Below are 22293 nucleotides of genomic sequence, written 5' to 3'. Positions count from 1 at the left end.
GGAGCACTCATGATCAACAGCTTAAATCCCGATAAACAGCCCTTTTTAGCCGGTGAAGTTGCCTTAGTGGGCGCTGGTCCGGGAGATCCGGATCTGCTTACCCTGCAGGCTTACCGTTTTATCCAGCAGGCGGAAGTGGTTATTTATGATCGCCTGGTCAGCGAAGCGATTATGGCCCTGCTGCCCCGCCAATGCGAGAAGGTCTATGTCGGTAAAAAGCAGGCGGACCACAGGGTACCGCAGGAAGGCATCAATGATTTGCTGGTGCAACATGCCCGCCGGGGGAAAAAAGTTGTCCGCCTCAAAGGAGGCGATCCCTTTGTCTTTGGCCGTGGCGGCGAAGAAGCCCTATACCTGCTTGAACACCAGGTCGCGGTTCATGTCGTTCCCGGGCTCACGGCGGCTTCAGCCTGTACCAGCTATGTCGGCATTCCCCTCACCCATCGCCAGGTTGCCCAAAGCTGTACCTTTATTACCGGGCATTTACAACAAAGCGGCGAACTCGACCTGCCCTGGCAGATCCTTAATGATGCCAAACAAACCCTGGTATTTTATATGGGAGTAAAAAGCCTGGATATTATTGCCGATAAGCTGATTGATGCCGGCCGGGTGCCATCAACCCCAGCCGCCCTGATCAGAAAAGGCACCCAGGCGGATCAACAAGTGATCCGGGGGCAGCTCAGCCAATTGAGCAAGCTGGTTGCCGCCCATAACATCAAGCCCCCGACCTTAATCGTGATCGGGGATGTTGTTGATACTTTTAATGAAGATTACCTGAAAAATTTAGGTTATTTATCGGCAAGTTAAAGCAAACTTGCCTTAATCAGCGACATCAGGCAGCAACAGCCAGACAAGCTGGTATAGCCATCCCCGCCGGACCGGCACTGCCTGCGCTTAACGCCTGTTTATCAGCCGTTAAGCCGGTTTGCGCTGGTTACCACCCGACTTATTGCCATTGCCACTATTTGCCGGGCGCCTGTTCCGGTTAGTGGAAGACCTGCGATTCGCAGAGTTTTTATCGCCATGCCTGCCTGCAGGTTTATGCCCCCGGGCATTTTCACCGGATCTTTGCCCGTCTTTATGTTCAACCTTAGGTTTTTTCGGTTTTTTCGGCTTTTTCGGTTTATTGGGACGCAGCGGCCGGGACTCCGGCAGTTCATTAACCGGCACATAACCGTCAATTTCCTTACGGGGAATGATTTGCTGGATCAAACGTTCGATATCGCATAATAACTTATGCTCGTCGGCGCACACCAGGGAAACCGCCTGCCCGCTGCCGCCCGCCCGCCCGGTGCGGCCAATGCGGTGAACATAATCTTCAGGCACATTGGGTAACTCAAAATTAACCACCTGGGGCAGTAAATCGATATCTATGCCACGGGCGGCAATATCTGTTGCTACCAGCACCTCAATACTCTTATCCTTAAAAGCCGCCAAGGCCTTTGTTCTCGCGCCCTGGCTCTTGTTACCATGGATCGCCGCCGCCTTAATGCCTTCGGCTTCCAAATGTCGGGTTAACTTATTGGCGCCGTGTTTGGTTTTGGTAAATACCAGTACCTGTTGCCATTGATTTTCTTTAATTAAATGGGTCAGCAGGGCCGGCTTGCGCTTTTTATCTACCGCAGAGATCCACTGGGTAATTTTTTCTGCCGTGGTATTGCGCGGGGTAACGGAAATTTCTACCGGGCTATGCACCAACCCCTTGGCCAGCTCACGAATTTCATCGGAAAAAGTCGCAGAAAACAGCAGGTTCTGTCTTTGTTTGGGTAACAGGGCCAGTATTTTTTTAATATCGCGGATAAAGCCCATATCCAGCATGCGGTCGGCTTCGTCTAAAATCAACACTTCAAGCTGGCTGAAACGGACGGCATTTTGGTTATACAAATCCAGTAAGCGCCCCGGGGTGGCCACCAGGATATCAACCCCCTGGCGCAGGCGCATCATTTGCGGGTTGATTTTCACCCCGCCAAAAACCACGGTTGAGCGCAGCGGCAGGTATTTGCCATAAGTACTGATGCTGTCACTGACCTGGGCCGCCAACTCCCGGGTCGGGGTTAACACCAGGGCACGGACATTATTGGCCTTAACTTGCTGCCCTTGAGCTAATCTTTGCAGCAAAGGCAAGGTGAACCCCGCCGTTTTGCCGGTACCGGTTTGTGCTGCGGCCATAACATCCTTGCCCTGGATAACCGCAGGGATCGCCTGTTGCTGTATCGGAGACGGCGTCTCATAACCTTGTTCCGTGACTGCTTTAAGGATAGGGTCTGATAAGCCCAGTGAGGAAAAACTCATAGATATGTCTCTTGTTGCGTTGGCTCTGTTATTAGTGCCGGATCAGCGGCGGTGCAGCATACCGGATTTAACCGGTCAGGGCAATGGAAGCAAGCAGGGTATTTTTCTCACCATCCAGCACTGATACATCTGGCATTAATATTAGCCGCCTGCGTTTTAAAAGACAGGCACAAGCCATTTATTTTTTCATGCAAAATTTGACAGAAAGTGCATTGTTTACCACATTTATGAGTACAGAAAAATTCGGATGCCTAAGTAACAAAAACCACTCATTTTATAATAGCTTTTACTCTTTAACTTATCTTATGGAGAGAGATGATGAATGCCCTTATTGCCAGGATCCTGCTATGTCTACCCCTGCTAATCTTTGTTACCCCCGGGCCGCTATATGCCGCCACCAATGTCGAAATAAGTGAAGAACTGACCACACTATATCGGGCTGCCAGAAAGGTGATCTCCGATAATCAGGGTCATATCAACAATGCCGCCATCGGTGATAAAGGTTTATCCGGAGAGGTAGTAGCAGATAAAACCCTGGAAAATTATCAAAAGGCGACCGGAAAAACCATCACTAAAGCCAAAATGACCCAGGCACAGGCGGCAATGCTTAATGCCGTGAAAAAAGTGATGGATGACAATCAGGATCTGATCAATGAAAAAGGCACCGGCTTAAAAGGCTTCTTGCCCGCCATCTTTGCCCGCCAGGTCGCCACAACGTTTAGTCTGGACATGAAAGGTAAAATGAACATCAAGCTCACCGCCCCGAAAAAATACGTCAGAAACCGGGCCAACCGCCCGGATAAATGGGAGCATAATGTTGTAGAAACCATTTTTAAAAGTCCGGATTATGAAAAAGGCAAGTCCTTTTTTGAAGATACTAAGGTAAAAGGAAAAAGTGCTTTCCGTTTTATTTTACCCGAATATTACGGGCCTTCCTGCCTGGGCTGTCACGGCACCCCTAAAGGGGAGCGGGATATCACCGGCGGCAAAAAAGAAGGCGGGGTATTAAATGAATTGGGCGGAGCCATTAGTCTGACCATATTTCATTAACGGATTAACGGAGAGCTCAAATGTTTAAGTACATGACTATCGCCACTAAACTCAATCTTTCCAGTGGCGGTTTTTCGGCTTTAGTGACCATAGCTTTTGTCTATATCCTGATCACTGTCAATTCAACTTCGGGCATCATAGAAGAGCAACAGGGATTAGTGAGCCAGCAAATAACGGCGGTCACCAACCAGGGCAATCAACTGCAAAACCAGCGCCAGGCAGTCAATGAACAAATGGTCATTCTTGCCGTAGACCGCCATTTTACCGATATGCGGGTATGGCTGCTAGATCTGACCGTCAGCTGGCTAAATGAAGCGGAAGAAAATGCCGAGCTCTCCCAGCAAAAACTCAACAACCAGTTAGAAAAACTCGCAGGCATAGACCAAAACCTTAGCCAGACAATCAAAGAAAAATCCGAGCTATTTTATCAAACCATGCTCGACGCCGTTGATGCCTATGTTGATGAAAACCGGGTACGGGGTAATTCATTAACGGCTGACGCCCGTCTTATCGCCTCGGAAGTCGATTACCTGGTCCGGGAGTTTACCGCCAATGTTGATGAAACTTTAAGTAGAGCCAACCAGCAAGTCACCCTGGCGGGGCAGTCCGTTGCCGATTCCGCCAACAAGGTCAAACTGGCCTCCGATATCATAGTCTCGGAAAATACCAGCATGTGGGACATCACCATAGTGATCCTGATATTATCGACCCTGCTCAGTATCGCCTTTAGTATCGTACTGAGGCGGGAGATCTGTAATCCCATCCAGAGATTACGTACCACGGTAGAGCGGATCCAGCTGAATTCAGATCTCAGGGAAAGGTTTAAAATCGTCAGCATGGATGAAATAGGGGTCACCGGCAGTTCGTTTAATGAAATGATGACCCAGTTTTCCGATATCATTTTGCAGGTGAAAACCGCCTGTGATGAAATGGAAAATGCCACCAACTACCTGGTTGATTTAATGCAGGAAACCCAGGAAGGCGTGGTCTCCCAGGAAAGAGCCACCGACCAGGTTGCCGCAGCGATCAACCAGATGGCGACTACGGTGCAGGAAGTGGCCGGACATACCGAAACCGCCAGCAAGTCCACCGCCTCAGCCAAACTCACCGCCGAAGAAAGCCGTGAAGTGGTACAAAGCTCAGTGGCCGCCACCCAAGGGTTAGCCACGCTGTTTAATGATACCAACGACTCCATCACCCTGGTGGAAAAATACAGCAAGGAAATCGGCGGGGTATTAGACGTGATCCGCGGTATTTCCGAGCAAACCAACCTGCTGGCATTAAACGCCGCCATTGAGGCCGCCCGGGCCGGTGAAGCAGGACGGGGATTTGCAGTGGTCGCCGATGAAGTCAGGACCCTGGCGCAAAGAACCCAGGAATCGACGGAAGAAATAGATACTATGATCTCCAGCCTTCAGGCCCGTACCGCCCAGGCAGTGAACTTAATGGGTAAAGGCAATGAAGAGGTAAAAAGTGTCGCCAACCAGGCAGAAAATGCCGAAAGCTCCTTGCAGCAAATCGCCCACCAGGTCGGAGAGATCAACGATTTAAACAACATCATCGCCACCTCCGCAGAGCAGCAACGCATAGTCGCCGATGAGATCAACCAGAATGTCGTGGATATCAGCGATACCTCCACCACCACCACGGAAGCGGTAAAAGCCACGGTAAAATGCGGGGAAAACTTACTGCAATTATCCCGGCAGCTGGAACAGCTGGTAAGCCAGTTTAAGGTCTAAGGCCGAAGTTGGAGACGCCGATTATTTAAACTGACTTATCACACCGGGAATATCCGCTAGGCTCACGGCGCGCATCGCACCGCCATTTTTCAACGCGACTTTTGGCATGCCAAAAATAATACTGCTACCTTCATCCTGTGCCAGAGTCGAGGCCCCGGCCCTGCGCATTTCCAGCATGCCTTGTGCGCCGTCATTGCCCATGCCCGTGAGGATGATCCCCAGGGCATTTTTCCCGGCACAAGAAGCAACCGAGCGAAATAACACATCCACAGACGGCTTGTGGCGGCTGACCAAAGGACCGTCCTTTAACTGAATATAATACTGATTATCTTTATATTTTAATAACATATGCCTGTCACCGGGAGAGATATAAACACAACCGCTATTAAGCCTGTCTCCGTCTTGCGCTTCTTTGATCGTCAGCCGGCAGATATTGTTTAACCGGTTGGCAAAGGCCTGGGTAAATTTCCCCGGCATATGCTGGACAATCAGTATTGCCGGGATATTATCGTTTAGCTGACTGAGTATATTTTCAATAGCTATGGTGCCGCCGGTTGAACTGCCAATGGCAACCAGTTTAATACCGGAACCGGCGATATCTTTTGTCGATGGTTTAGCTAAAGGTAAAATGGCCCCGACGCTCTGTTTTTTGACCGCCGCCTGCTCACCGGCCACGGCAACACTGGCGGTTAACTTGCTGGTATTGGCACAGGCGGCCGCTTTCACCGAACGGATAAAACCCCGGGCATTTTCGGTTAAAAAAGATTGGATTCCCAGCGCCGGTTTAGTGATCACTTCCACCGCACCTAAAGACAAGGCCTTGATAGCATCCCGGGCGCCTGACTCCACATGGGCCGAGCAAATAATCACCGGGGTAGGCCGGGTAGACATGATGTGTTTTAAAAACGTTAAACCATCCATTTCCGGCATTTCAAGATCGAGAATAATCACATCGGGCCAGCTTTTTTCCATTTTACGCTGGGCAAAAATAGGATTCGCTGCCGCCCCCAGGATTTCGATGTCAGGGTCCTGAGACAAAATATTGGCAATCACAGTTCTCACCGTGGCCGAATCATCAACGATTAGTACCTTAATTTTCGACACTTTGACCTCATATAACCCCTAATCACCTTTTCCGCTAATATCAACAGGCACTTTATTTTTCCCGGAAGCCCAGGCTCCGGCCAGGCAGCTAACCCATTTGCCAGCTTTTGCTCCCCTTGAACTATACCGGCTTTATGCCGGGTCCTCTGGTTGTGCCACCGTCGCAACCTCTACCCGGCCATCCGCCAAATCCATCCGAATTTTTAAAGCTCCCTTACCTGCGGTATAGCTGTGGGCAATCAACCAGTTATTCGCCCGTATCTGCGCCAGGGCAAAATCCAGGTTCATTTTCCCAATTTGTTGCATGCCCCTTTCCTCAGTCACCTTTATCGCCTGCATGCCTCCGTATAATCCCAGGCGGTATTCCTGTATGTCACCTTGCTCATAGGCAATATGCTGCTGAAACAACTTAATCGCCTGATCGCCATAACGTCCGTTTAACAAAGCCCCCTTTCCCTGCTGCTCCCGGTTCACATCCGTTGGAATAACAAAATGACACATACCGCCGTTTTTTTTTACCGGATGCCAAAAAGTTAAGGCAACGCAACTGCCAAGCAAGGTTTGTATATATTGATATTCATCCGGTGCGCCAAAATAAAAATCACCGGGTAAGAGCACCACTTTATTACCGAAGTAAAGCATCATTAACATTTTTGATAAATGGTTGCCTGTACCGGCCGTAAAAGGTCGGTGATCCCCCTGAGGCTTTCCGAATGCCCGATAAACAAATACCCTCCCGGCCTTAACTTAGCGACAATTTTGTCAATAATTTGTTTTCTCTTGGTTTCGTTGAAATAAATCAAAACATTACGCAGAAAAATAAAATGGAACTGGCCGATTTCCGGCAGTTCACCGTCTAAATTCAATAAAATAAAACGTATATGCTGTTTTAACTGCTCACTGAGCAATAATTGCCCGGCCTGGCTGCGTACGCCTTTAAGGCAATATTTGATCAGATAGTTGCGGGGAATGGAGGAAGCCCGGCTCATGTCATACATGCCCAGCCCGGCGCTGGCCAAAACCTGGGTATTGATATCACTCGCCAGTATTTGCCAGTCAGGATGGCAGCGGTTTTCGGCAACCGTCATCGCCAGGCTATACGCTTCTTCACCGGTAGAGCAGGCGGCACTCCAGATCCTAAGCGGCACAGTAACAGAAAAGGATGTCAGCTGGTGGTCTAAAAATTCAAAGTGCTGCGCTTCCCTGAAAAAACTGGTCTCATTGGTGGTAAGGGCATCAATTAAATGCTGTATTTCCTGGCGGTTATCCGGGGATTTCACCAATTTTAAATATTGTTCAAAGCTACTCAGCTGCAATTGACGCAAACGTTTCGCTAACCTTGCTTTCACCATGACTTGCTTTTCATCGCTAAGCGTCACCCCGGACTCTTTAAACATCAGGCTTTTAAATTGATTAAAGACATGTTCGCTTAAGGTGAGCTTATTGGTATCAAGCATGTTACTCATTTTCACTGTCTTGCTGCTGTACCTGCTCACTCAGACTGGCTTTACAGGCTTGATCAACGCTCTCGTTTATCTCACTCAGCATCGAAAGCTCATCAATAGACAATACTTTACCTATTTGCAGTAATACAATGAAATGCCCGGCTATTTTTCCCATACCAAAAATAAAGTCGGCCCGGATCTGATTGCCAAATGAAGGCGGCGGCTCGATATTATCACCGCTGATCTCTACCACATCATTAACCCCGTCTACCAGCATACCAACTTCCAGCGGCCCCTCCTCGGTTTCCAGTTCCACAATAACAAAACAGGAACGCCGGGTAATTTGTGCCGGTTCATGGCCGAACCTGGCCAGCAAATCAATAATAGGCACCACCAAACCACGCAAATTAAGCACGCCGCGAATAAAGTCAGGCATCAGGGGGATCTTGGTCAAGTCAACATATTCAATGATTTCTTTGATGGAGAGTATATCCAGTCCATATTCATCATCTCCCAGGGTAAAAGTAAGAAACTGATCGCAACTGACCACAGCTTCTTCTCCTTGATGACTTTCATGCTCAGACATAGGTTTACTCCTTATTCAAAGGGTTCAAAGTCTTGCTTATTGATGTTCGCCTGAGGGGCTTTTGACACCTCTTTGCCGATATCCCCCGATACTGGACTAAACACATTTTCAGCAGATACGGACGGAGCAGGAGATTGTCCCTGTTCACTGACTTTGAAATAGGAGGCCAAGCGGCTAACCTGGATAATACGATTACTCATTTCTTCCGAGGTCGCGGCCAGCTCTTCGGCGGCAGCGGCATTTTTTTGCGTGGTTTGATCCACCAGGTTCATGGCTTCACTGATCTGACTGACTCCGCCAGCCTGTTCGTCAGAAGCATTGGCAATTTCCTGCACCAGATCGGCGGTTTGTTCTATGCCCGGTACTATGGCATCGAGCAGCTCTCCCGCACCTTCCGCCGTCGCGGTACTTTTTTTCGCCAGCTCGCCGATTTCTTTGGCGGCAATCTGACTGCGCTCCGCCAGTTTACTGACCTCAGCGGCAACCACCGCAAAACCTTTACCATGCTCCCCGGCACGTGCCGCTTCAATGGCGGCATTTAACGATAATAAATTGGTCTTATAAGCAATATCATCAATAATACTGATTTTCTCAACAATTTCTTTCATGGCAGACACAGTTTGCTCCACCGCCTTGCCGCCCCCGCGGGCGTCGGTAGCAGCCTTGGAAGCGATATTATCGGTAATTTTAGAGCTTTCCGCATTCTGAGCGATTGATGCCGTCATCTGCTCCAGGGCGGCACTGGTTTCTTCCACGCTGCTCGCCTGTTGGGAGGCCCCGTTACTTACCGCATGGGCCGTGGTTTTTACTTCCGTCGACGCAACCGTCAGCACCTGGATAGAATCGCGGATTTCATAAATAACATCATGCAATTTTTCCAGAAAACCATTTAAAGAGCGCGCCGTTTGCCCCAGCTCATCCCTTCCAAAGTCGGGGATCCTGGCGGTCAAATCCCCTTCACCGGAACGTAAGTCTTCGGCGGCGGTTAACATGGCATTAATGGGGCGGATAATGATGGTACGGGAAAACCACAAGGCAATGGTGGTGGCAATCAACAACAAAAACAAAGCCGACATTAGAATCGTATTTCTCAGCTCGTAAGCAGGTGCCAGGGCTTCACTTTCATCCACTTCGTTTAAAATAACCCAATTAACCCCGATAATATCAAGCGGCGCATAGGCAGACAGCACAGGGACGTTACGATAATCATTAAAGATACCCTGCCCTGTTATCCCCTGCTGAGCCGCTTCGACTCCTTGGCTATTGACCGGTTGCAAACCGATAGCACTGCTGATGTTGTTGATTTTATCAACAAGTTGGCTATCCATACCCGACTGTCTGAGCACTTTGATGTATGCATTTTGATCTTCAATTAAAAAACGGGTCTGATTGCGCAGGGTCCGATCTTCCCCGACCAGATAAGTTTCTCCCGATTCGCCAAACCCCGCCTCTAGCCAACGGCTATTATTTGTCATTATGTTATTAATGCGATCCACCGGCATCTCAAAAATAAGTACCCCAATCTGCTCATTTTCATCAAAAATAGGTGAGGCAATAAAAGAGGCGGGGGCATTAAATGTCGGAATATAAGGTTTAAAATCAACAATCTTGATTTCATCTGCTGCAACAGAGTCCCGGGTACTGCGAAAAACATCCGCGATATTGCTCTTCTTATAAGGCCCGGTTAATAATGAGGTGGCATAATCCATCTCCTTGTACACAGAATAAACAATATCACCGGTTTTATTGTCCACCAGGAAAATATCGTGATAACCGAACTGCTTCAGAAAATTATGTATGATTGGATGGTAACGGGCATGAGTTTTACTATAGTTGCTGCCATCCGGGGCGGCATCCAGATTATGTTTATCCCCGGTTGCCTCCGGGTTTTCCACAATATATAAATGCTGCAGCAACCTGGTGATGCTGTTTTTTGGCAAGTATTGATTGAGCTCGACCTTAGTATTGAGATTTTTATTCAGCCGCTTTAAAAATTCATTGTTATATTCGGCACGCAGTTTACTATCCAGGCTTGCAAGAGCTTTATCGTCCAGAGCCAACTCTTCCTCTATGCCATTAAAGTCTTTTTTAAAGGCTTTCATGGCATCCACTATCATACGATCTTCTGAATAGGTAACAATTTGAGCCCGGATCTTTTTAAAATAATCTTCAATCCGGGACTTTTGAATTTCCCTTACCGATGTCAGCCGTGAAAAGGCGCTGGAAACCAAGGCATCATGGGCGGCGTTATAACTGAGGATAGCAGTAGAAATAATAGTGATCAGCGTCACAATAACAAAAGCGAGGATCACCTTATTGCCCAATTTCAAATGTAACGACATTTTCATAGCTGCTCTCCACAAACCTATAGCTGTATTTCAAACTAATACAGGCCGGTATTTTTGCCACTCGCCTGCAAGTCGGCATTTTTAAATAAGCCGGCGACATCAAGGATCATGGCAACCTCACCACTGCCCAGGATTGTAGAGCCCGCCAGCCACTCTAACCCTTTAAAAATATTGGACAGGGGTTTGATCACGGTTTGATATTCACCGAGGGAACGGTCGATCACCACCCCGCCCTTGCGGTTGCCATAACGCACCACGATAATATTTTGCCGCTGCGGCGCCCTGTCCCGGCAGGCAAATAATTCCCGCAAACGGATAATCGGCAACACCTCTCCACGCAAATTAATCAAATTATTGGTGATTTCCTTAATATCACTCGACTCGGACAGCTCCAGGCACTCGATCACACTGTTTAACGGCAGCACATACTGACTCCCGCTGATTTCCATCAAAAAGCCATCGATTATCGCTAAGGTTAACGGCACCCGGATACGCATGGTCAATCCCAATCCTGGGCGGGAATCAATTTCAATCGACCCTTTAAGCTGCTCGATATTTTGCTTAACCACATCCATGCCGACACCGCGTCCGGAAATATTGCTGATGGTTTCGGCAGTGGAAAATCCGGGTTCAAAAATCAAGCGATAAATATCATAATCCGCCATGCCTTTGCTGCTTTTAATCAGGCCATTTTCTATCGCCTTTTTAATGACTTTCTCTTTTGTGATCCCCTGACCGTCGTCACTGACTTCAATCACTATGTTCCCGGAATCATGATAGGCACGCAGGGCCAGCTGCCCGTATTCAGGTTTACCGGCGGCGACCCTTTGCGCTGAATTTTCTATGCCGTGATCCATGGAATTTCTCACTAAATGCATCAGGGGGTCCACCAACTTTTCCACCATGCTTTTATCCAGCTCGGTATCTTCACCGGAAGTGGTTAAGCGAATATCCTTATCCAGCTCCAGGCTGATATCCCGGACCACACGCTGAAAGCGTGAAAAGGTTTGACCTATCGGCACCATGCGCAATTTCAGGCAGTTATCCCGTATACTTTCAATCAAGTTTGAAGTTGATGCCATGGCATCAATTAAGTTGCTGATATGACTCTGTTTGGCTAACAAAGCGCTATTGGCCTGGGCGATCACCAGCTCCCCCACCAGATTGATCAGGCTGTCGAGTTTTTCGGCATCGATACGCATGCTGGTGCTCTCACTCGCTTTGGCTTTTGCCTGCCGCTCCCGGGACTGCTTTTGTTTGTTCAGGGCGCTATCAACCACCTGTTTATCGACCCCTTGAGCGGGGAGCAGCTCACCGACTTTTACCGGCTCTTCTTCCTCTGGCACGGCCATTTGCGTTTGTAAAACACTTTCCAACTCTTTCGGCGTCAGCGCCCCGACCTGTAATAAAATCTGCCCCAACTTAGCGTCATCATCCGCCAGGGAATTGATCAGGGCAATATACTCCTCGGTCTTGCTGTGGGGGGCAATAATAGTCAGGGTGCAGTCGTCCCGGACAAACTCAAACACTTCTTCGATATCTTTTCTTTCCGCCCGGGAATATAACTGCACCTCAAAGCCAAGATAACAGTCTTCGGGATCGAAGGCTTCACCGGCAGCAGCCAGCTTATCAGCCAAAGTGTGTACCGATTTAATATCCCCGACGGTGGCAAGAAAACGGATAAAGGACAAAGGATCCATGCCATTTTTTAATACCGAGGCATTAAACCTGAGGGAAATATGCCAGTTATCAGAAACCGTTCCCGGCTGCCCCTGCTCCGACCCCGGCTCACTTTTATCCGGCGTGCCACTCCCCCCCTGCTGCGATATTTGGCCGCTCTGCTCATGCGCTTGTCCGCCTTTAGCGCTATAAGGGCTGAGTTTATCCACTAAGGCCTGGCTGACCTGGGCGGTTTGCTCAGAGATCTTTTCGCCGTCAGCGCCGGTACAATCCACCAGCACCCGGATATGATCACTGCAACTGAGCAACACAGAAATCAACAGCTGATCTATCGCCAGCTCCTCTTTACGCATGCGCATCAAGACAGACTCAACCTCATGGGTAAAGGCAACCAGGTGCTCAAAACCAAACATACCGCCGCTGCCTTTTATGGTATGGGCGGCGCGAAACACCGCATTTACCGCTTCAATATCCCCGGGATCTTGCTCCAGCGATAGTAGCTTTTCTTCCATCTCTTCCAGCTGTTCTTTCGCTTCAATCAGAAATGTCTGTATTACCGGATCTAAATCCATGGCTAAACCTTAGTGTCAAGGTATTGATCAAAGCTCTTAACATCGAGTTGTAACAGCTCAAATGCCTGCGAACTGGCTTCGCTATGGCTGATATGGGTCAAAGTAAAATCGTGGCTTTGCGCAAGAAAATACAGCTGAAAAATAAGCTGAATACCCGAAATATCGATTTCCCCCACCTGAGTTAAATTTACCGTGAAATTCGCATCAAAAGTAAGTTTTTCAGTTATTTCCTGATATAGGGCTGCCGCTTCATAAATGGTCATATCACTTTCAAAGACAACTTCTTTTTTGTCCTGTGAGGTTATTACCGTCAGCATCCCGGGTTACTCACATGATCAGTTTTTGCACAGCAGTAAGCATTTGCGCCGGTTTAAAAGGTTTCACCATCCATGCCCTGACCCCGGCCGCTTTACCCGCTTCTTTTATTTCCTGCTCAGACTCTGTCGTCAGCATGATCACCGGGGTAAATTTATACAAGGGCAGTTTTTTCAGCTCAGTAACAAAGGTAATGCCGTCCATCACCGGCATATTAACATCACTGACCACCAGATTAACTTTCTGCCCCGCCAGCTTATCCAGCGCATCCTGACCATTTTCTCCCTCTATCACCTGATAACCGGCTCCCGTTAGGGTGATTTTTATGATCTGGCGAAGTGACGCCGAATCATCCACAATAAGAATAGTTTTCGCCATAATATTCCCCGTTAAAAGAACTCAACTTCATCAGTATTTCCGGAAGGTTTCGTTTGCTCCGGTGCGCTGTTATGATGGAGCTGTTTTTGCTCGACCATAGTGTAAGCGGCTTCACTTTCCGCCAGCCACTTTTCAATAATGTCGTCATCAAACAAGCCGGCATGGTAGCCGGGCAGCTCCAGCTCAATCTGATTCATAAAATCACTGGTGTGGGTTAACATCTGACTAACCCTGTCCTGAAATTGCAGCGATACCAGAACATTAGAAATATCTTTGAGCAGCTCAGCATTATCATGCTGCATAATTTTAGTGGACTCGGACATTTTACCGGCTATCTGCTTAAAGTCTGAGATCACTTTACCTATCTTATCCCGGCTGTCCCCCAATACCGTTTCTGCCGTGTTTGCCCCGGCTTTTACCGTTGTCAGTGCCGAGTCCATGGCGCTATTGATATCATCGACTTTTTGCGACATGTTAGTGCCGGTTTCTGATGAACGGATAGACAAGTTACGTACTTCATCGGCAACCACGGCAAATCCCCGGCCGCTATCTCCCGCCCGGGCTGCTTCTATGGCGGCATTCAGCGCCAGCATATTGGTTTGTTCGGCGATACCGGAAACCTCTACCGCCATGGTTTTGAGCTCCTCGGTTAAATTAACCAAAACATTCATTTCCTCCAGTGCCCGTTCCTGACTGGCAAACGCTTTCACCAGGGTATCCAGGCTCAGGTTCAACTCCTCATTGCTGTGTTTGATATGGCCGCAAACCCCTTGCTCCCCTTCAGCGCTGATAGTGTTTGTCGTATCTATGGTTTGCGTTAAACGGTTAACAATATTGGTAAATTCCTGACTTAACTGGGTAATGGCATCGCCGGTAATATCTCTGGAATGAATGATCTGCCGGGACCATATCGGCATCAGGGTACAGATGGCTTGATTCAAATGTTGATAGGCTTGTTTTTCTTTCTCGGTTTGTCTTTGCTCTTCCGGCTTTTGGACATTATCCCAGGCCAGTTTAAAGCTGTTCTCCAGCTGCAGGCTAAAAAATATCCCCAACAGAAGTAAAACAGCCATGCTGAGCCAGGAAAACAAGGAAAGGTCATTAAAGAGAACAACAGCGGCAGCCAGTACAGAAATCATTATAGGTGAAGCGTTTAACCACTTACTCTTGCTTTTATCAATCACCTGTACACCTATTTTCCACTAAGAATTCCTTTTATGAATGAGGTATTCGTCAATGAATCATAAGTTTGCTTGTTCAATTATAGATATAAGTGGATATTTTTCCTTAAATTGTCATAAGCCATCCGGTAGTGACCTTAAACTTGAGCTCAAAAGACATCGTAATCAGCAACTTAAGAGGTAATGACAACATAAGCTTTTTACTGTTTATAAAAAAACGAAGCAAGACATCTCCCTTAACCCCCGGCTTGAGTACGAATCAGCAGAGTTTTTGCCTACGAGAGCAGCAAAAATAATATTTTTACTATACTGAAAAGGCAAAATACGGCCCTGGCAAGTTAACAGGGAAACATTTTCACGGAGGAATAAAGAAACCGGGTCAACTTTAGTTCAAGATATGAGAAGTTCTGATGACCGAAAAAAAACGCATTTTAGTCGTCGACGATGAAGAGCTTAACCTGTCGTTGATAACCGGTATCCTAGAAGATGATTATGAAGTCATCGCATTAACCAGCGGTGAACAATGCCTGGAACAGTTCTTGTCCATTGACCCGGATATCGTACTGCTTGATGTCGAAATGCCGGTTATGGACGGCTTACAAGTTTCGCGCGAACTGCAAATCATCGCCCAGTCCCCCATAGTATTCGTGTCAGCCAAAGGCAGCCTTGAAGAGCGCTTAGCCGGCTATGCCGCCGGCGGTTATGATTATATTGTCAAGCCCGTGGACGGCTATGAGTTACTGGCAAAAATCAAACTTATCCTGGAACATCAGGCCGAGAAAAAAGCCCTGGAGCAAACCGCTCAGGAAACCACCAGCGCCTTTATGAATGCCCTGAGTTTTAGCAGTGAATTTGGCTATGTCGTGGATTTTGCCCTGGAGATCTATAACGCCAAAAGCTACACCCAGGTAGCGGAAACCATGCTGCGCACCTTAGGTTTATTTAATGTCGATGCTGCGGTGCATATCAGGGCAGATTACGGTGAAGCGTTTTACTCCAACCGCGGCCAGTGCTCGCCGATGGAACAGGAAATCCTGATTTTATTAAAGGACAGGGGCCGCATCTATGATTTCGAACAACGCTCACAAATCAATGAAAAACGGGTGAGCGTATTGGTAAACAACATGCCGGAAGATCCGGAAGAATATGGCCGTTTAAAAGACCATTTACCTTTTATGCTCAGGCTGACCGACGGTTATTTAAAAAATCTGGATATCGGCTTTCAATTAAGTAAGCAGGAGAAACTGCTGCGGGAAACCGTCCAGGAAGTCAGCGAACAATTTGTCATTATTGAGCGGGAGTTAAAGGTCAATCACAGTGTTTTCGAGGCTGCCATGTTTGATATGACCAAAGACATGGAAAAAAGCCTGCAGTTCCTGGCTTTAACCGAAGAGCAGGAAGATCAGCTCAATGAAATTATTCACAGCCATACCGAGCGGGCTTTTGAAGCCATAGATAAAACCAGCATGATCACTAAGGCGTTTAATATCATTATCACCAAGCTGCAAAAATTTGTTCACTGAGCCAAACTGTCCCTGCTGACAGCTCGGCTATTGGCTGGAGTCATCTGCCTTGGCAAAAAAAATAGTTCTGATCATCATTTTTTTCGCTTTTTTTCTGGCGGGATTAAGCTACGGCGTTCAGCAATGGATTATCCTGCCAAGTTTTTATCAGCTGGAGCGGGAGCTGGCCATTAAGGACCTGAACCGGGTGCTTGATGCCATAGAGCAGGAAACAAACCACTTAACCAATGTCGCCAATACTTTTTCTTCCTGGATAGATACCTATCAATTTGCCAAAGACGGTAATCAAACCTATATCGAGAACAACTTCGGTATGGAGGTGATGCAAATCACCCAGATACACCTTTTCCAAATTTATGACCGGACAGGAAAAAAGATCAAAGAAGACATTTTTGATCCCCTTTACCTGAAAAATATCACCTTAAGCCTGTTTGACCGCCAGATGCTGCCGCAACAACATAGTTTATTTCAACACCAGGCCGAAGACCTGCTTCAGGGCATAGTCATGAGCGAATATGGCCCCCTGCTAATCAGTGCCTTACCCATACTCAAAGATGATGGTTCCGGTCCGGTGAACGGTACATTAATCATGGGCCGTTTTATCAGTCAGGACACCATCAGAAGATTATCAAAACAAACTAAGATTAATTTCTTTGTTAAACCGGTAAAAAAAAGCAGAATACCCCCCCCCACAGAGCTTGCCCCGGAACAGGAAATAGGAAAAGAGCTGATCACCACCAATAAACATGTACTTACCGTCCACGGCTTACTCAGGGACATCTTCAACCGGCCGGCTTTGAAAATACACGCCAATATCCCCCGGGATATCACCATGCGCGGCATAGACGCCAGTGCCCTGACCTCGCTCACCATCTTACTCAGCCTGCTATTACTCGGCACCACCTTATTGACCCTGTTCTGTGTTTACAACGCCAAAATAAAAAAAATAAATCAGGAAATTAAAAAAGAAGTCGATTACCGTACCTTTCAACTCAGGCTTGCCAAAGACGATGCCGAGCAGGCCAAAGATGAAGCCGAACTCTCCAATGAGCAGGCAATAAAAGCAAACCGTGCCCGGGGAGATTTTCTCGCCAATATGAGCCATGAGATCCGAACCCCGATGAATGCCATCCTCGGCATGTCCTATTTATGCCAGCGCACCGAACTTTCAGCGAAACAGGCCCGCTACATTAACAATATTCATCACACCGCCAGCTCCCTGCTTGGCCTGCTTAACAGCATCTTGGACTTCTCTAAAATTGACGCCGGCAAAATGGAATTGGAAATAACAGATTTTATGCTGGATGATTGCCTGAGCTACCTCGATCGCCTCACCTTTGAAAGCGTCAGGGAAAAAGGGGTACCGCTCATTTTTGACATACAGGCCAAACTGCCTTTTATGCTTAAAGGCGATCTGCTGCGTTTAGGGCAAGTCACCTTAAACCTGGTACAGAACTCATTAAAGTTCACCGAGCGCGGCGCGATTTATGTCACGGTCAGGTTGGCTGAACAAACACAGCAGCAGGTAAGCTTAATTTTCATCGTAGAAGACACCGGCATCGGCATGTCCGAAGAAAGCGCCGAGCATATTTTTGATGAATTTATCCAGGCAGATCCCTCAACCACACGCCGTTATGGCGGCACCGGCCTCGGGCTGAGCATTTCCCGGCAATTGATCTTATTGATGGGCGGGGAAATCAGCCTCACCAGTGAATTGGGCAAAGGCACGAAAATAACCGTCGCATTGACCTTCGAAAAAAGCAAGCGATCTAGCCGTGAAGCCTGTGATGTCCTGGCCGGCAAGCAAATCATCATCATAGCCGGCGATGACAAGTTAGCCCTGGCCATCACCCATACCCTGGCCAGTTATGGCGCTAATATCGAACGTTATAACAGCTTTACATCCGCTCTGCCTCATATCAGAGACGGCAAAACCCTGCTGATTAACGACCATTTCAAAGCACAGGACATCTGTGACTTTCTCTGCCTGCTCAGACAAAAACATCTTGGCACCACCAATATCCTGTTAACCAACCAAGCGGAATTGCCCGGGGCGTTAGCACAGGAAAAACTGGCAATATTATCAAAAGCCGTACACCTAAGCAGTTTTTGCCTGGCGGCCGACATAGGCATGATTGCTCAGCAGCTCAAGGCAGAGCAAGCCCAGCAACAGGACAAAATCGTCAGCCTGGAAGATAACCTCAGGGGGAAACGTGTCCTACTGGCAGAAGATAACGCCATGAACCGGCAAATAGTGGTGGAATTATTATCTGATGTCGGCATCAATGTCATTTTGGCGGAAAATGGCCAGCAGGCGATAGAATTACTGTCGGAGCACAAGGTTGACGCCATACTGATGGATATTCAGATGCCGGTCATGGACGGCATAGAAGCCACCAAACAGATCCGCCGGCAAACTCAGTGGCGGGCCATCCCCATTATTGCCCTGACCGCCAGTGCCATGCGGGGCGACAAAGAAAGAGGCCTGGCGATAGGCATGAGCGATTACCTTACCAAACCTGTCTTTTCCGATAAGTTATATCAGAGCCTGATACGCTGGTGCGGTGATTATCCCACACAGGCAAAAATATCAACGGCTGACAGCCCTGAAGTGCCCGGCAGTTTTGACAGTGCCGCTGCCGATAGTTCACCGGCAAAACACCGGGAAGCGCCGGAGCCGGTTGCAGCAACTCCCGCTGAATTTAATCGTCAGATCCTGGATATTGAAGCCGGATTGAAGGTTTGCGCCGGTAAGCAGCACTTACTCAATAGTTTATGGCAGCAGTTTTCGGATAAACACGGGGACAGCATTGAGCGGCTCAAAGGTTTGCTGGAAAACGGCGACATCAAGCAGGCCTGCGCCCTGCTACATAACCTTAAGGGTATTGCCGGCAACATAGGGGCGTTAACCCTTGCCCAGCAAGCTGCCGATTTATATCACCAGTTAACCGTCTCCCCTAGCAATACGGACAAGGACCAGCTTGATAACATGGCGAGCCAGCTACAACATGTACTGGCAGCAATTAACAAACAGCTCCGGGAAGAGCCGCCCCCGTCCTGATACAGCATAGTGCCGGGGGCGCCGCAATCATCAGGGAAAGGTTTAAAAGCTTATCAAGTCCTGCATAACCGGCCTCATCATAGCTTTAGGGCGGGAAGCATAAGCATAAGCAAAAAGAGTAGAAATATTACACGACAAATATAATAAAACCGGGCAAAGTGCCCGGTTTTATGGTGCGGGGTAAACCCGCCAGTATCAGCAATTAACGCTTAAGGCATCATTTGTTCTTGTTCCGCACCTTCTTTTTCAATCACTTCCGGGATCAAATCTTCTTTGGAAATCCCGAGGGCAAGGGCAACCGCACTGGCCACATAAATTGAAGAGTAAGTACCGACAAAAACACCAAATAATAATGCCGTAGCAAAACCGTGGATCAAAGCGCCGCCTTTAAAAAACAGGGCCGCCAATACCAGCAAGGTAGTGATCGAGGTAATAAAGGTACGGCTCAGGGTTTGCGTCAGGGAAATATTAATCACTTCCGCCGGGCCCCCTTCACGGATTTTCCTGAAGTTCTCACGGATACGGTCAGAAACAACAATAGTATCGTTAAGGGAGTAGCCGATAACCGCCAGGATGGCCGCCAATACCGTCAAGTCAAATTCCAGGCCAAGCAAGGCAAACAAACCTAAGGTCAGCAGTACATCGTGGAACAAGGCCACCACAGAGCCCAGGGCAAAACGCCATTCAAAACGAAAAGCAACATAAACCAGGATACAAATCAGGGCGGTTAACATCGCCAGACCACCTTGCTCCGTCAACTCTTCACCGACACTGGCACCGACAAATTCAATACGGCGCATATCGATATTTTTATCGGTACTTTGCTGTAATATCGACAGGATCTGGTTGCCCAGCATTTCCGCCTTAACATCTTCACGCTGGGCCAGACGTATCACGATATCCCGGCTGCTGCCGTATAATTGTACTACGCCATCTTCAAAGCCATTACTGTCGAGTACCTGGCGAATTTTCGTTAAATCCGCCGCTTCCTCAAAACCGACTTCAATCAAGGTACCGCCGGTAAAGTCCAAACCAAAGTTCAGCTTTTTGACCGTTAACAGGCTAATGGCCGATATCATCAGCACTATGCTGAAGACCATGGCCACCTTACGAAAGGCCATGAAGTTAACGGTTTCTTTTAATCTTAAAATTTGCATGTTAATTCCAACCTATATCGACAGTTTTTCAAGGCGTTTACCACCCCAGACCGCATTGACCACGGTGCGGGTACCGACAACGGCGGTAAACATGGAAGTGACGATACCGATGGATAAGGTAACCGCAAAACCTTTGATAGGCCCGGTACCCACGGCAAAGAGGATCAAGGCGGCAATCAAGGTGGTGATGTTGGCATCCAAAATGGTGGAAAATGCCGCATCATAACCCTGATGGATCGCCTGCTGAACCGATTTCCCTTGTCGTATTTCTTCACGGATACGTTCAAAAATCAGTACATTGGCATCTACCGCCATACCTACGGTTAACACTATCCCCGCCATACCCGGCAAGGTCAGGGTAGCTCCCGGGATCATCGACATGACACCGACAATTAATACCAGGTTAGCGCCAAGCGCCAGGTTGGCCACCACACCAAAGGCACGGTAGTAAATCATCATAAAGATAAAGACCAGACCAAAGCCCATCATGATCGCCTGGAAACCCAACTGGACGTTTTCAGCTCCTAAAGTCGGGCCGACGGTACGCTCTTCAACAATCTGAATTGGAGCAATCAGGGCACCGGCACGTAGTAACAGTGCCAGGTTATGAGCTTCTGCCTGGGAGCCGGCACCGGTTATACGGAAACTTTTACCTAAACGCGCCTGGATAGTGGCAACACTGATCACTTCTTCAATTTTTTCAAAAACGGTATTGCCCTGAGGATCAAGCTTGTCCGTTGCCTTATATTCAATAAATACCGTGGCCATAGGCTTGCCGATATTATTTTTCGTGGCATTGGAAAACTTGCTGCCGCCGGGAGAGTCCAGGGTAATATTAACTTGTGGACGGCTGTATTCATCAAAGCTGGAGCCGGCATCGACAATATGATCCCCGGTTAGCATGACCCGCTTTTTCAACAAGGTCGGTTTACCGTCCCTGTCATATAACAGCTCAGAGCTGCCCGGCACACGGCCGTTGAGGGCATTAGCCAGGTCGCCTTCGGTATCCACCATACGGAACTCTATGGTGGCGGTGGCATTAAGAATTTCTTTGGCCCGGGCGGTATCCTGAACACCGGGTAATTCTATGACGATATGTTTTTGTCCCTGACGCTGTACCAGCGGCTCGGCCACACCCAGTTCATTGACCCGGTTACGGATAATGGTGATGTTTTGCTGCAGGGCATATTCGCGGGTTTCTTTAAGCTTCTGCTCTGTCATCGAAGCGGTTAACATCAAAGTATCTTCATTATCCACTAACAATAAGTCACGATAACGTTTCTTTAATAATGACTTGGCTTTCGCCAGATCTTCAACATTACGAAACTGGATATTGATACCTTTGGCGCCTTCTTTCACGCTGCGATAACGTATCTTTTCGCTACGCAGGTCATTCCTGAAGTCACCCACCATGGCTTCTTTTGCCTTGATGATGGCTTCATTCATGTTCACTTCCATCAGGAAGCTGACGCCGCCGCTTAAGTCCAGGCCCAATTTCATCGGCGTACCGCCTATGCCCGCCAACCACTCGGGGGTTGCCGGTGTCAGGTTTAGTGCCACAGAAAATTGGTTGCCCAGTTTCTCGTCCAGTAAATCCCGGCCCTTAAGCTGAGACTCGGTATCATGAAAACGCACCAATACCTGGCCTTTCTCAAGACCGATACTGGCAAACTCGATTTTATCCTGTTCCAGCTGAGTCCGGACATTGTCTAATGTCGCGGCATCGGCTTCAACGCCGCGCAAACCGGAAACCTGCACTGCAGGATCTTCACCGTACAAGTTCGGCGAAGCGTATAATGCACCAAAGGCGACTACAAAGAGTACCAGCAGTGACTTCCATAGTGGAGACTTATTTAACACAA

17 protein-coding genes are annotated in these 22293 nt (G+C 48.2%); 5 read left to right on the top strand and 12 right to left on the bottom strand.

The genetic code is table 11. The features are described from left to right. Window positions 1-9 precede the first annotated feature (9 nt). Complete coding sequence (gene cobA, locus QL234_RS01845; protein ID WP_281556162.1) at window positions 10-807, top strand: uroporphyrinogen-III C-methyltransferase; 798 nt, start codon at window positions 10-12, stop codon at window positions 805-807. Between the two features lie 108 nt (window positions 808-915). Here the strand turns inward: cobA and QL234_RS01840 are convergent, their stop codons facing one another. Beyond that, complete coding sequence (locus tag QL234_RS01840) at window positions 916-2292, bottom strand: DEAD/DEAH box helicase (protein ID WP_281556161.1); 1377 nt, start codon at window positions 2290-2292, stop codon at window positions 916-918. Window positions 2293-2607: 315 nt separating this feature from the next. Here QL234_RS01840 and QL234_RS01835 point away from each other — a divergent pair, with 315 nt between their 5' ends. After that, window positions 2608-3342 carry a DUF3365 domain-containing protein gene (locus QL234_RS01835; RefSeq protein WP_281556160.1) on the top strand — a complete coding sequence of 245 codons (735 nt, stop codon included), beginning with the start codon at window positions 2608-2610 and terminating at the stop codon, window positions 3340-3342. A gap of 20 nt (window positions 3343-3362) precedes the next feature. Continuing rightward, on the top strand, window positions 3363-5081 hold the full coding sequence (locus QL234_RS01830; RefSeq protein WP_281556159.1) for a methyl-accepting chemotaxis protein: 1719 nt from the start codon (window positions 3363-3365) through the stop codon (window positions 5079-5081). 21 nt (window positions 5082-5102) lie between these two features. Here QL234_RS01830 and QL234_RS01825 read toward each other — a convergent pair whose 3' ends face one another. The 9 genes from QL234_RS01825 to QL234_RS01785 form a co-directional block, all read right to left on the bottom strand. Then, window positions 5103-6185, bottom strand: a complete 1083-nt coding sequence (locus tag QL234_RS01825; protein ID WP_281556158.1) for a chemotaxis response regulator protein-glutamate methylesterase — start codon at window positions 6183-6185, stop codon at window positions 5103-5105. 132 nt (window positions 6186-6317) lie between these two features. Beyond that, a complete protein-coding gene (locus QL234_RS01820; RefSeq protein WP_281556157.1) occupies window positions 6318-6830 on the bottom strand; it encodes a chemotaxis protein CheD in 513 nt (170 codons plus the stop codon). Then, a complete protein-coding gene (locus tag QL234_RS01815) occupies window positions 6830-7651 on the bottom strand; it encodes a CheR family methyltransferase (RefSeq protein ID WP_281556156.1) in 822 nt (273 codons plus the stop codon). Before QL234_RS01815 ends, QL234_RS01820 begins: the two co-directional genes overlap by 1 nt. Continuing rightward, window positions 7644-8216 carry a chemotaxis protein CheW gene (locus QL234_RS01810; RefSeq protein WP_281556155.1) on the bottom strand — a complete coding sequence of 191 codons (573 nt, stop codon included), beginning with the start codon at window positions 8214-8216 and terminating at the stop codon, window positions 7644-7646. The genes QL234_RS01815 and QL234_RS01810 overlap by 8 nt, the downstream gene beginning before the upstream one ends. 11 nt (window positions 8217-8227) lie before the next feature. Beyond that, entirely contained in the window at window positions 8228-10564 is a 2337-nt protein-coding gene (locus tag QL234_RS01805) for a methyl-accepting chemotaxis protein (RefSeq protein WP_281556154.1), read from the bottom strand. Between the two features lie 35 nt (window positions 10565-10599). Further along, entirely contained in the window at window positions 10600-12816 is a 2217-nt protein-coding gene (locus tag QL234_RS01800) for a chemotaxis protein CheA (protein WP_281556153.1), read from the bottom strand. A gap of 2 nt (window positions 12817-12818) precedes the next feature. Beyond that, complete coding sequence (locus tag QL234_RS01795; protein WP_281556152.1) at window positions 12819-13133, bottom strand: STAS domain-containing protein; 315 nt, start codon at window positions 13131-13133, stop codon at window positions 12819-12821. 10 nt (window positions 13134-13143) lie between these two features. Beyond that, window positions 13144-13509 (bottom strand): response regulator, encoded by a 366-nt coding sequence (locus tag QL234_RS01790; protein WP_281556151.1) that lies wholly within the window; start codon window positions 13507-13509, stop codon window positions 13144-13146. An 11-nt stretch (window positions 13510-13520) separates the two neighbouring features. Beyond that, window positions 13521-14582 (bottom strand): methyl-accepting chemotaxis protein, encoded by a 1062-nt coding sequence (locus tag QL234_RS01785; protein ID WP_281556150.1) that lies wholly within the window; start codon window positions 14580-14582, stop codon window positions 13521-13523. Window positions 14583-15100: 518 nt separating this feature from the next. On the opposite strand from QL234_RS01785, the gene QL234_RS01780 reads away from it, so the two are divergent. Beyond that, window positions 15101-16213 (top strand): response regulator, encoded by a 1113-nt coding sequence (locus QL234_RS01780; RefSeq protein WP_281556149.1) that lies wholly within the window; start codon window positions 15101-15103, stop codon window positions 16211-16213. Window positions 16214-16262: 49 nt separating this feature from the next. Further along, window positions 16263-19274 carry a CHASE4 domain-containing protein gene (locus QL234_RS01775; RefSeq protein ID WP_281556148.1) on the top strand — a complete coding sequence of 1004 codons (3012 nt, stop codon included), beginning with the start codon at window positions 16263-16265 and terminating at the stop codon, window positions 19272-19274. Window positions 19275-19483: 209 nt separating this feature from the next. Here QL234_RS01775 and secF read toward each other — a convergent pair whose 3' ends face one another. Together secF and secD are read right to left on the bottom strand one after the other, a co-directional pair. Further along, a complete protein-coding gene (secF, locus tag QL234_RS01770) occupies window positions 19484-20431 on the bottom strand; it encodes a protein translocase subunit SecF (RefSeq protein ID WP_281556147.1) in 948 nt (315 codons plus the stop codon). A 12-nt stretch (window positions 20432-20443) separates the two neighbouring features. Beyond that, a complete protein-coding gene (gene secD, locus QL234_RS01765) occupies window positions 20444-22291 on the bottom strand; it encodes a protein translocase subunit SecD (protein WP_281556146.1) in 1848 nt (615 codons plus the stop codon). Window positions 22292-22293 lie beyond the last annotated feature (2 nt).

It is taken from the genome of Thalassomonas sp. RHCl1, from assembly GCF_947387555.1.
Lineage (GTDB): Bacteria > Pseudomonadota > Gammaproteobacteria > Enterobacterales > Alteromonadaceae > Thalassomonas.
This window is presented reverse-complemented; position numbering and strand designations above follow the sequence as displayed.

Excerpts from the sequence above, each read along its gene's own strand:
- cobA (WP_281556162.1), top strand. The coding sequence starts at position 10 with ATGATCAACAGCTTAAATCCCGATAAACAGCCCTTTTTAGCCGGTGAA.
- QL234_RS01840 (WP_281556161.1), bottom strand. The coding sequence starts at position 2,292 with ATGAGTTTTTCCTCACTGGGCTTATCAGACCCTATCCTTAAAGCAGTC.
- QL234_RS01835 (WP_281556160.1), top strand. The coding sequence starts at position 2,608 with ATGATGAATGCCCTTATTGCCAGGATCCTGCTATGTCTACCCCTGCTA.
- QL234_RS01830 (WP_281556159.1), top strand. The coding sequence starts at position 3,363 with ATGTTTAAGTACATGACTATCGCCACTAAACTCAATCTTTCCAGTGGC.
- QL234_RS01820 (WP_281556157.1), bottom strand. The coding sequence starts at position 6,830 with ATGATGCTTTACTTCGGTAATAAAGTGGTGCTCTTACCCGGTGATTTT.
- QL234_RS01815 (WP_281556156.1), bottom strand. The coding sequence starts at position 7,651 with ATGAGTAACATGCTTGATACCAATAAGCTCACCTTAAGCGAACATGTC.
- QL234_RS01810 (WP_281556155.1), bottom strand. The coding sequence starts at position 8,216 with ATGTCTGAGCATGAAAGTCATCAAGGAGAAGAAGCTGTGGTCAGTTGC.
- QL234_RS01805 (WP_281556154.1), bottom strand. The coding sequence starts at position 10,564 with ATGAAAATGTCGTTACATTTGAAATTGGGCAATAAGGTGATCCTCGCT.
- QL234_RS01800 (WP_281556153.1), bottom strand. The coding sequence starts at position 12,816 with ATGGATTTAGATCCGGTAATACAGACATTTCTGATTGAAGCGAAAGAA.
- QL234_RS01795 (WP_281556152.1), bottom strand. The coding sequence starts at position 13,133 with ATGCTGACGGTAATAACCTCACAGGACAAAAAAGAAGTTGTCTTTGAA.
- QL234_RS01790 (WP_281556151.1), bottom strand. The coding sequence starts at position 13,509 with ATGGCGAAAACTATTCTTATTGTGGATGATTCGGCGTCACTTCGCCAG.
- QL234_RS01785 (WP_281556150.1), bottom strand. The coding sequence starts at position 14,582 with ATGGCTGTTTTACTTCTGTTGGGGATATTTTTTAGCCTGCAGCTGGAG.
- QL234_RS01780 (WP_281556149.1), top strand. The coding sequence starts at position 15,101 with ATGACCGAAAAAAAACGCATTTTAGTCGTCGACGATGAAGAGCTTAAC.
- secF (WP_281556147.1), bottom strand. The coding sequence starts at position 20,431 with ATGCAAATTTTAAGATTAAAAGAAACCGTTAACTTCATGGCCTTTCGT.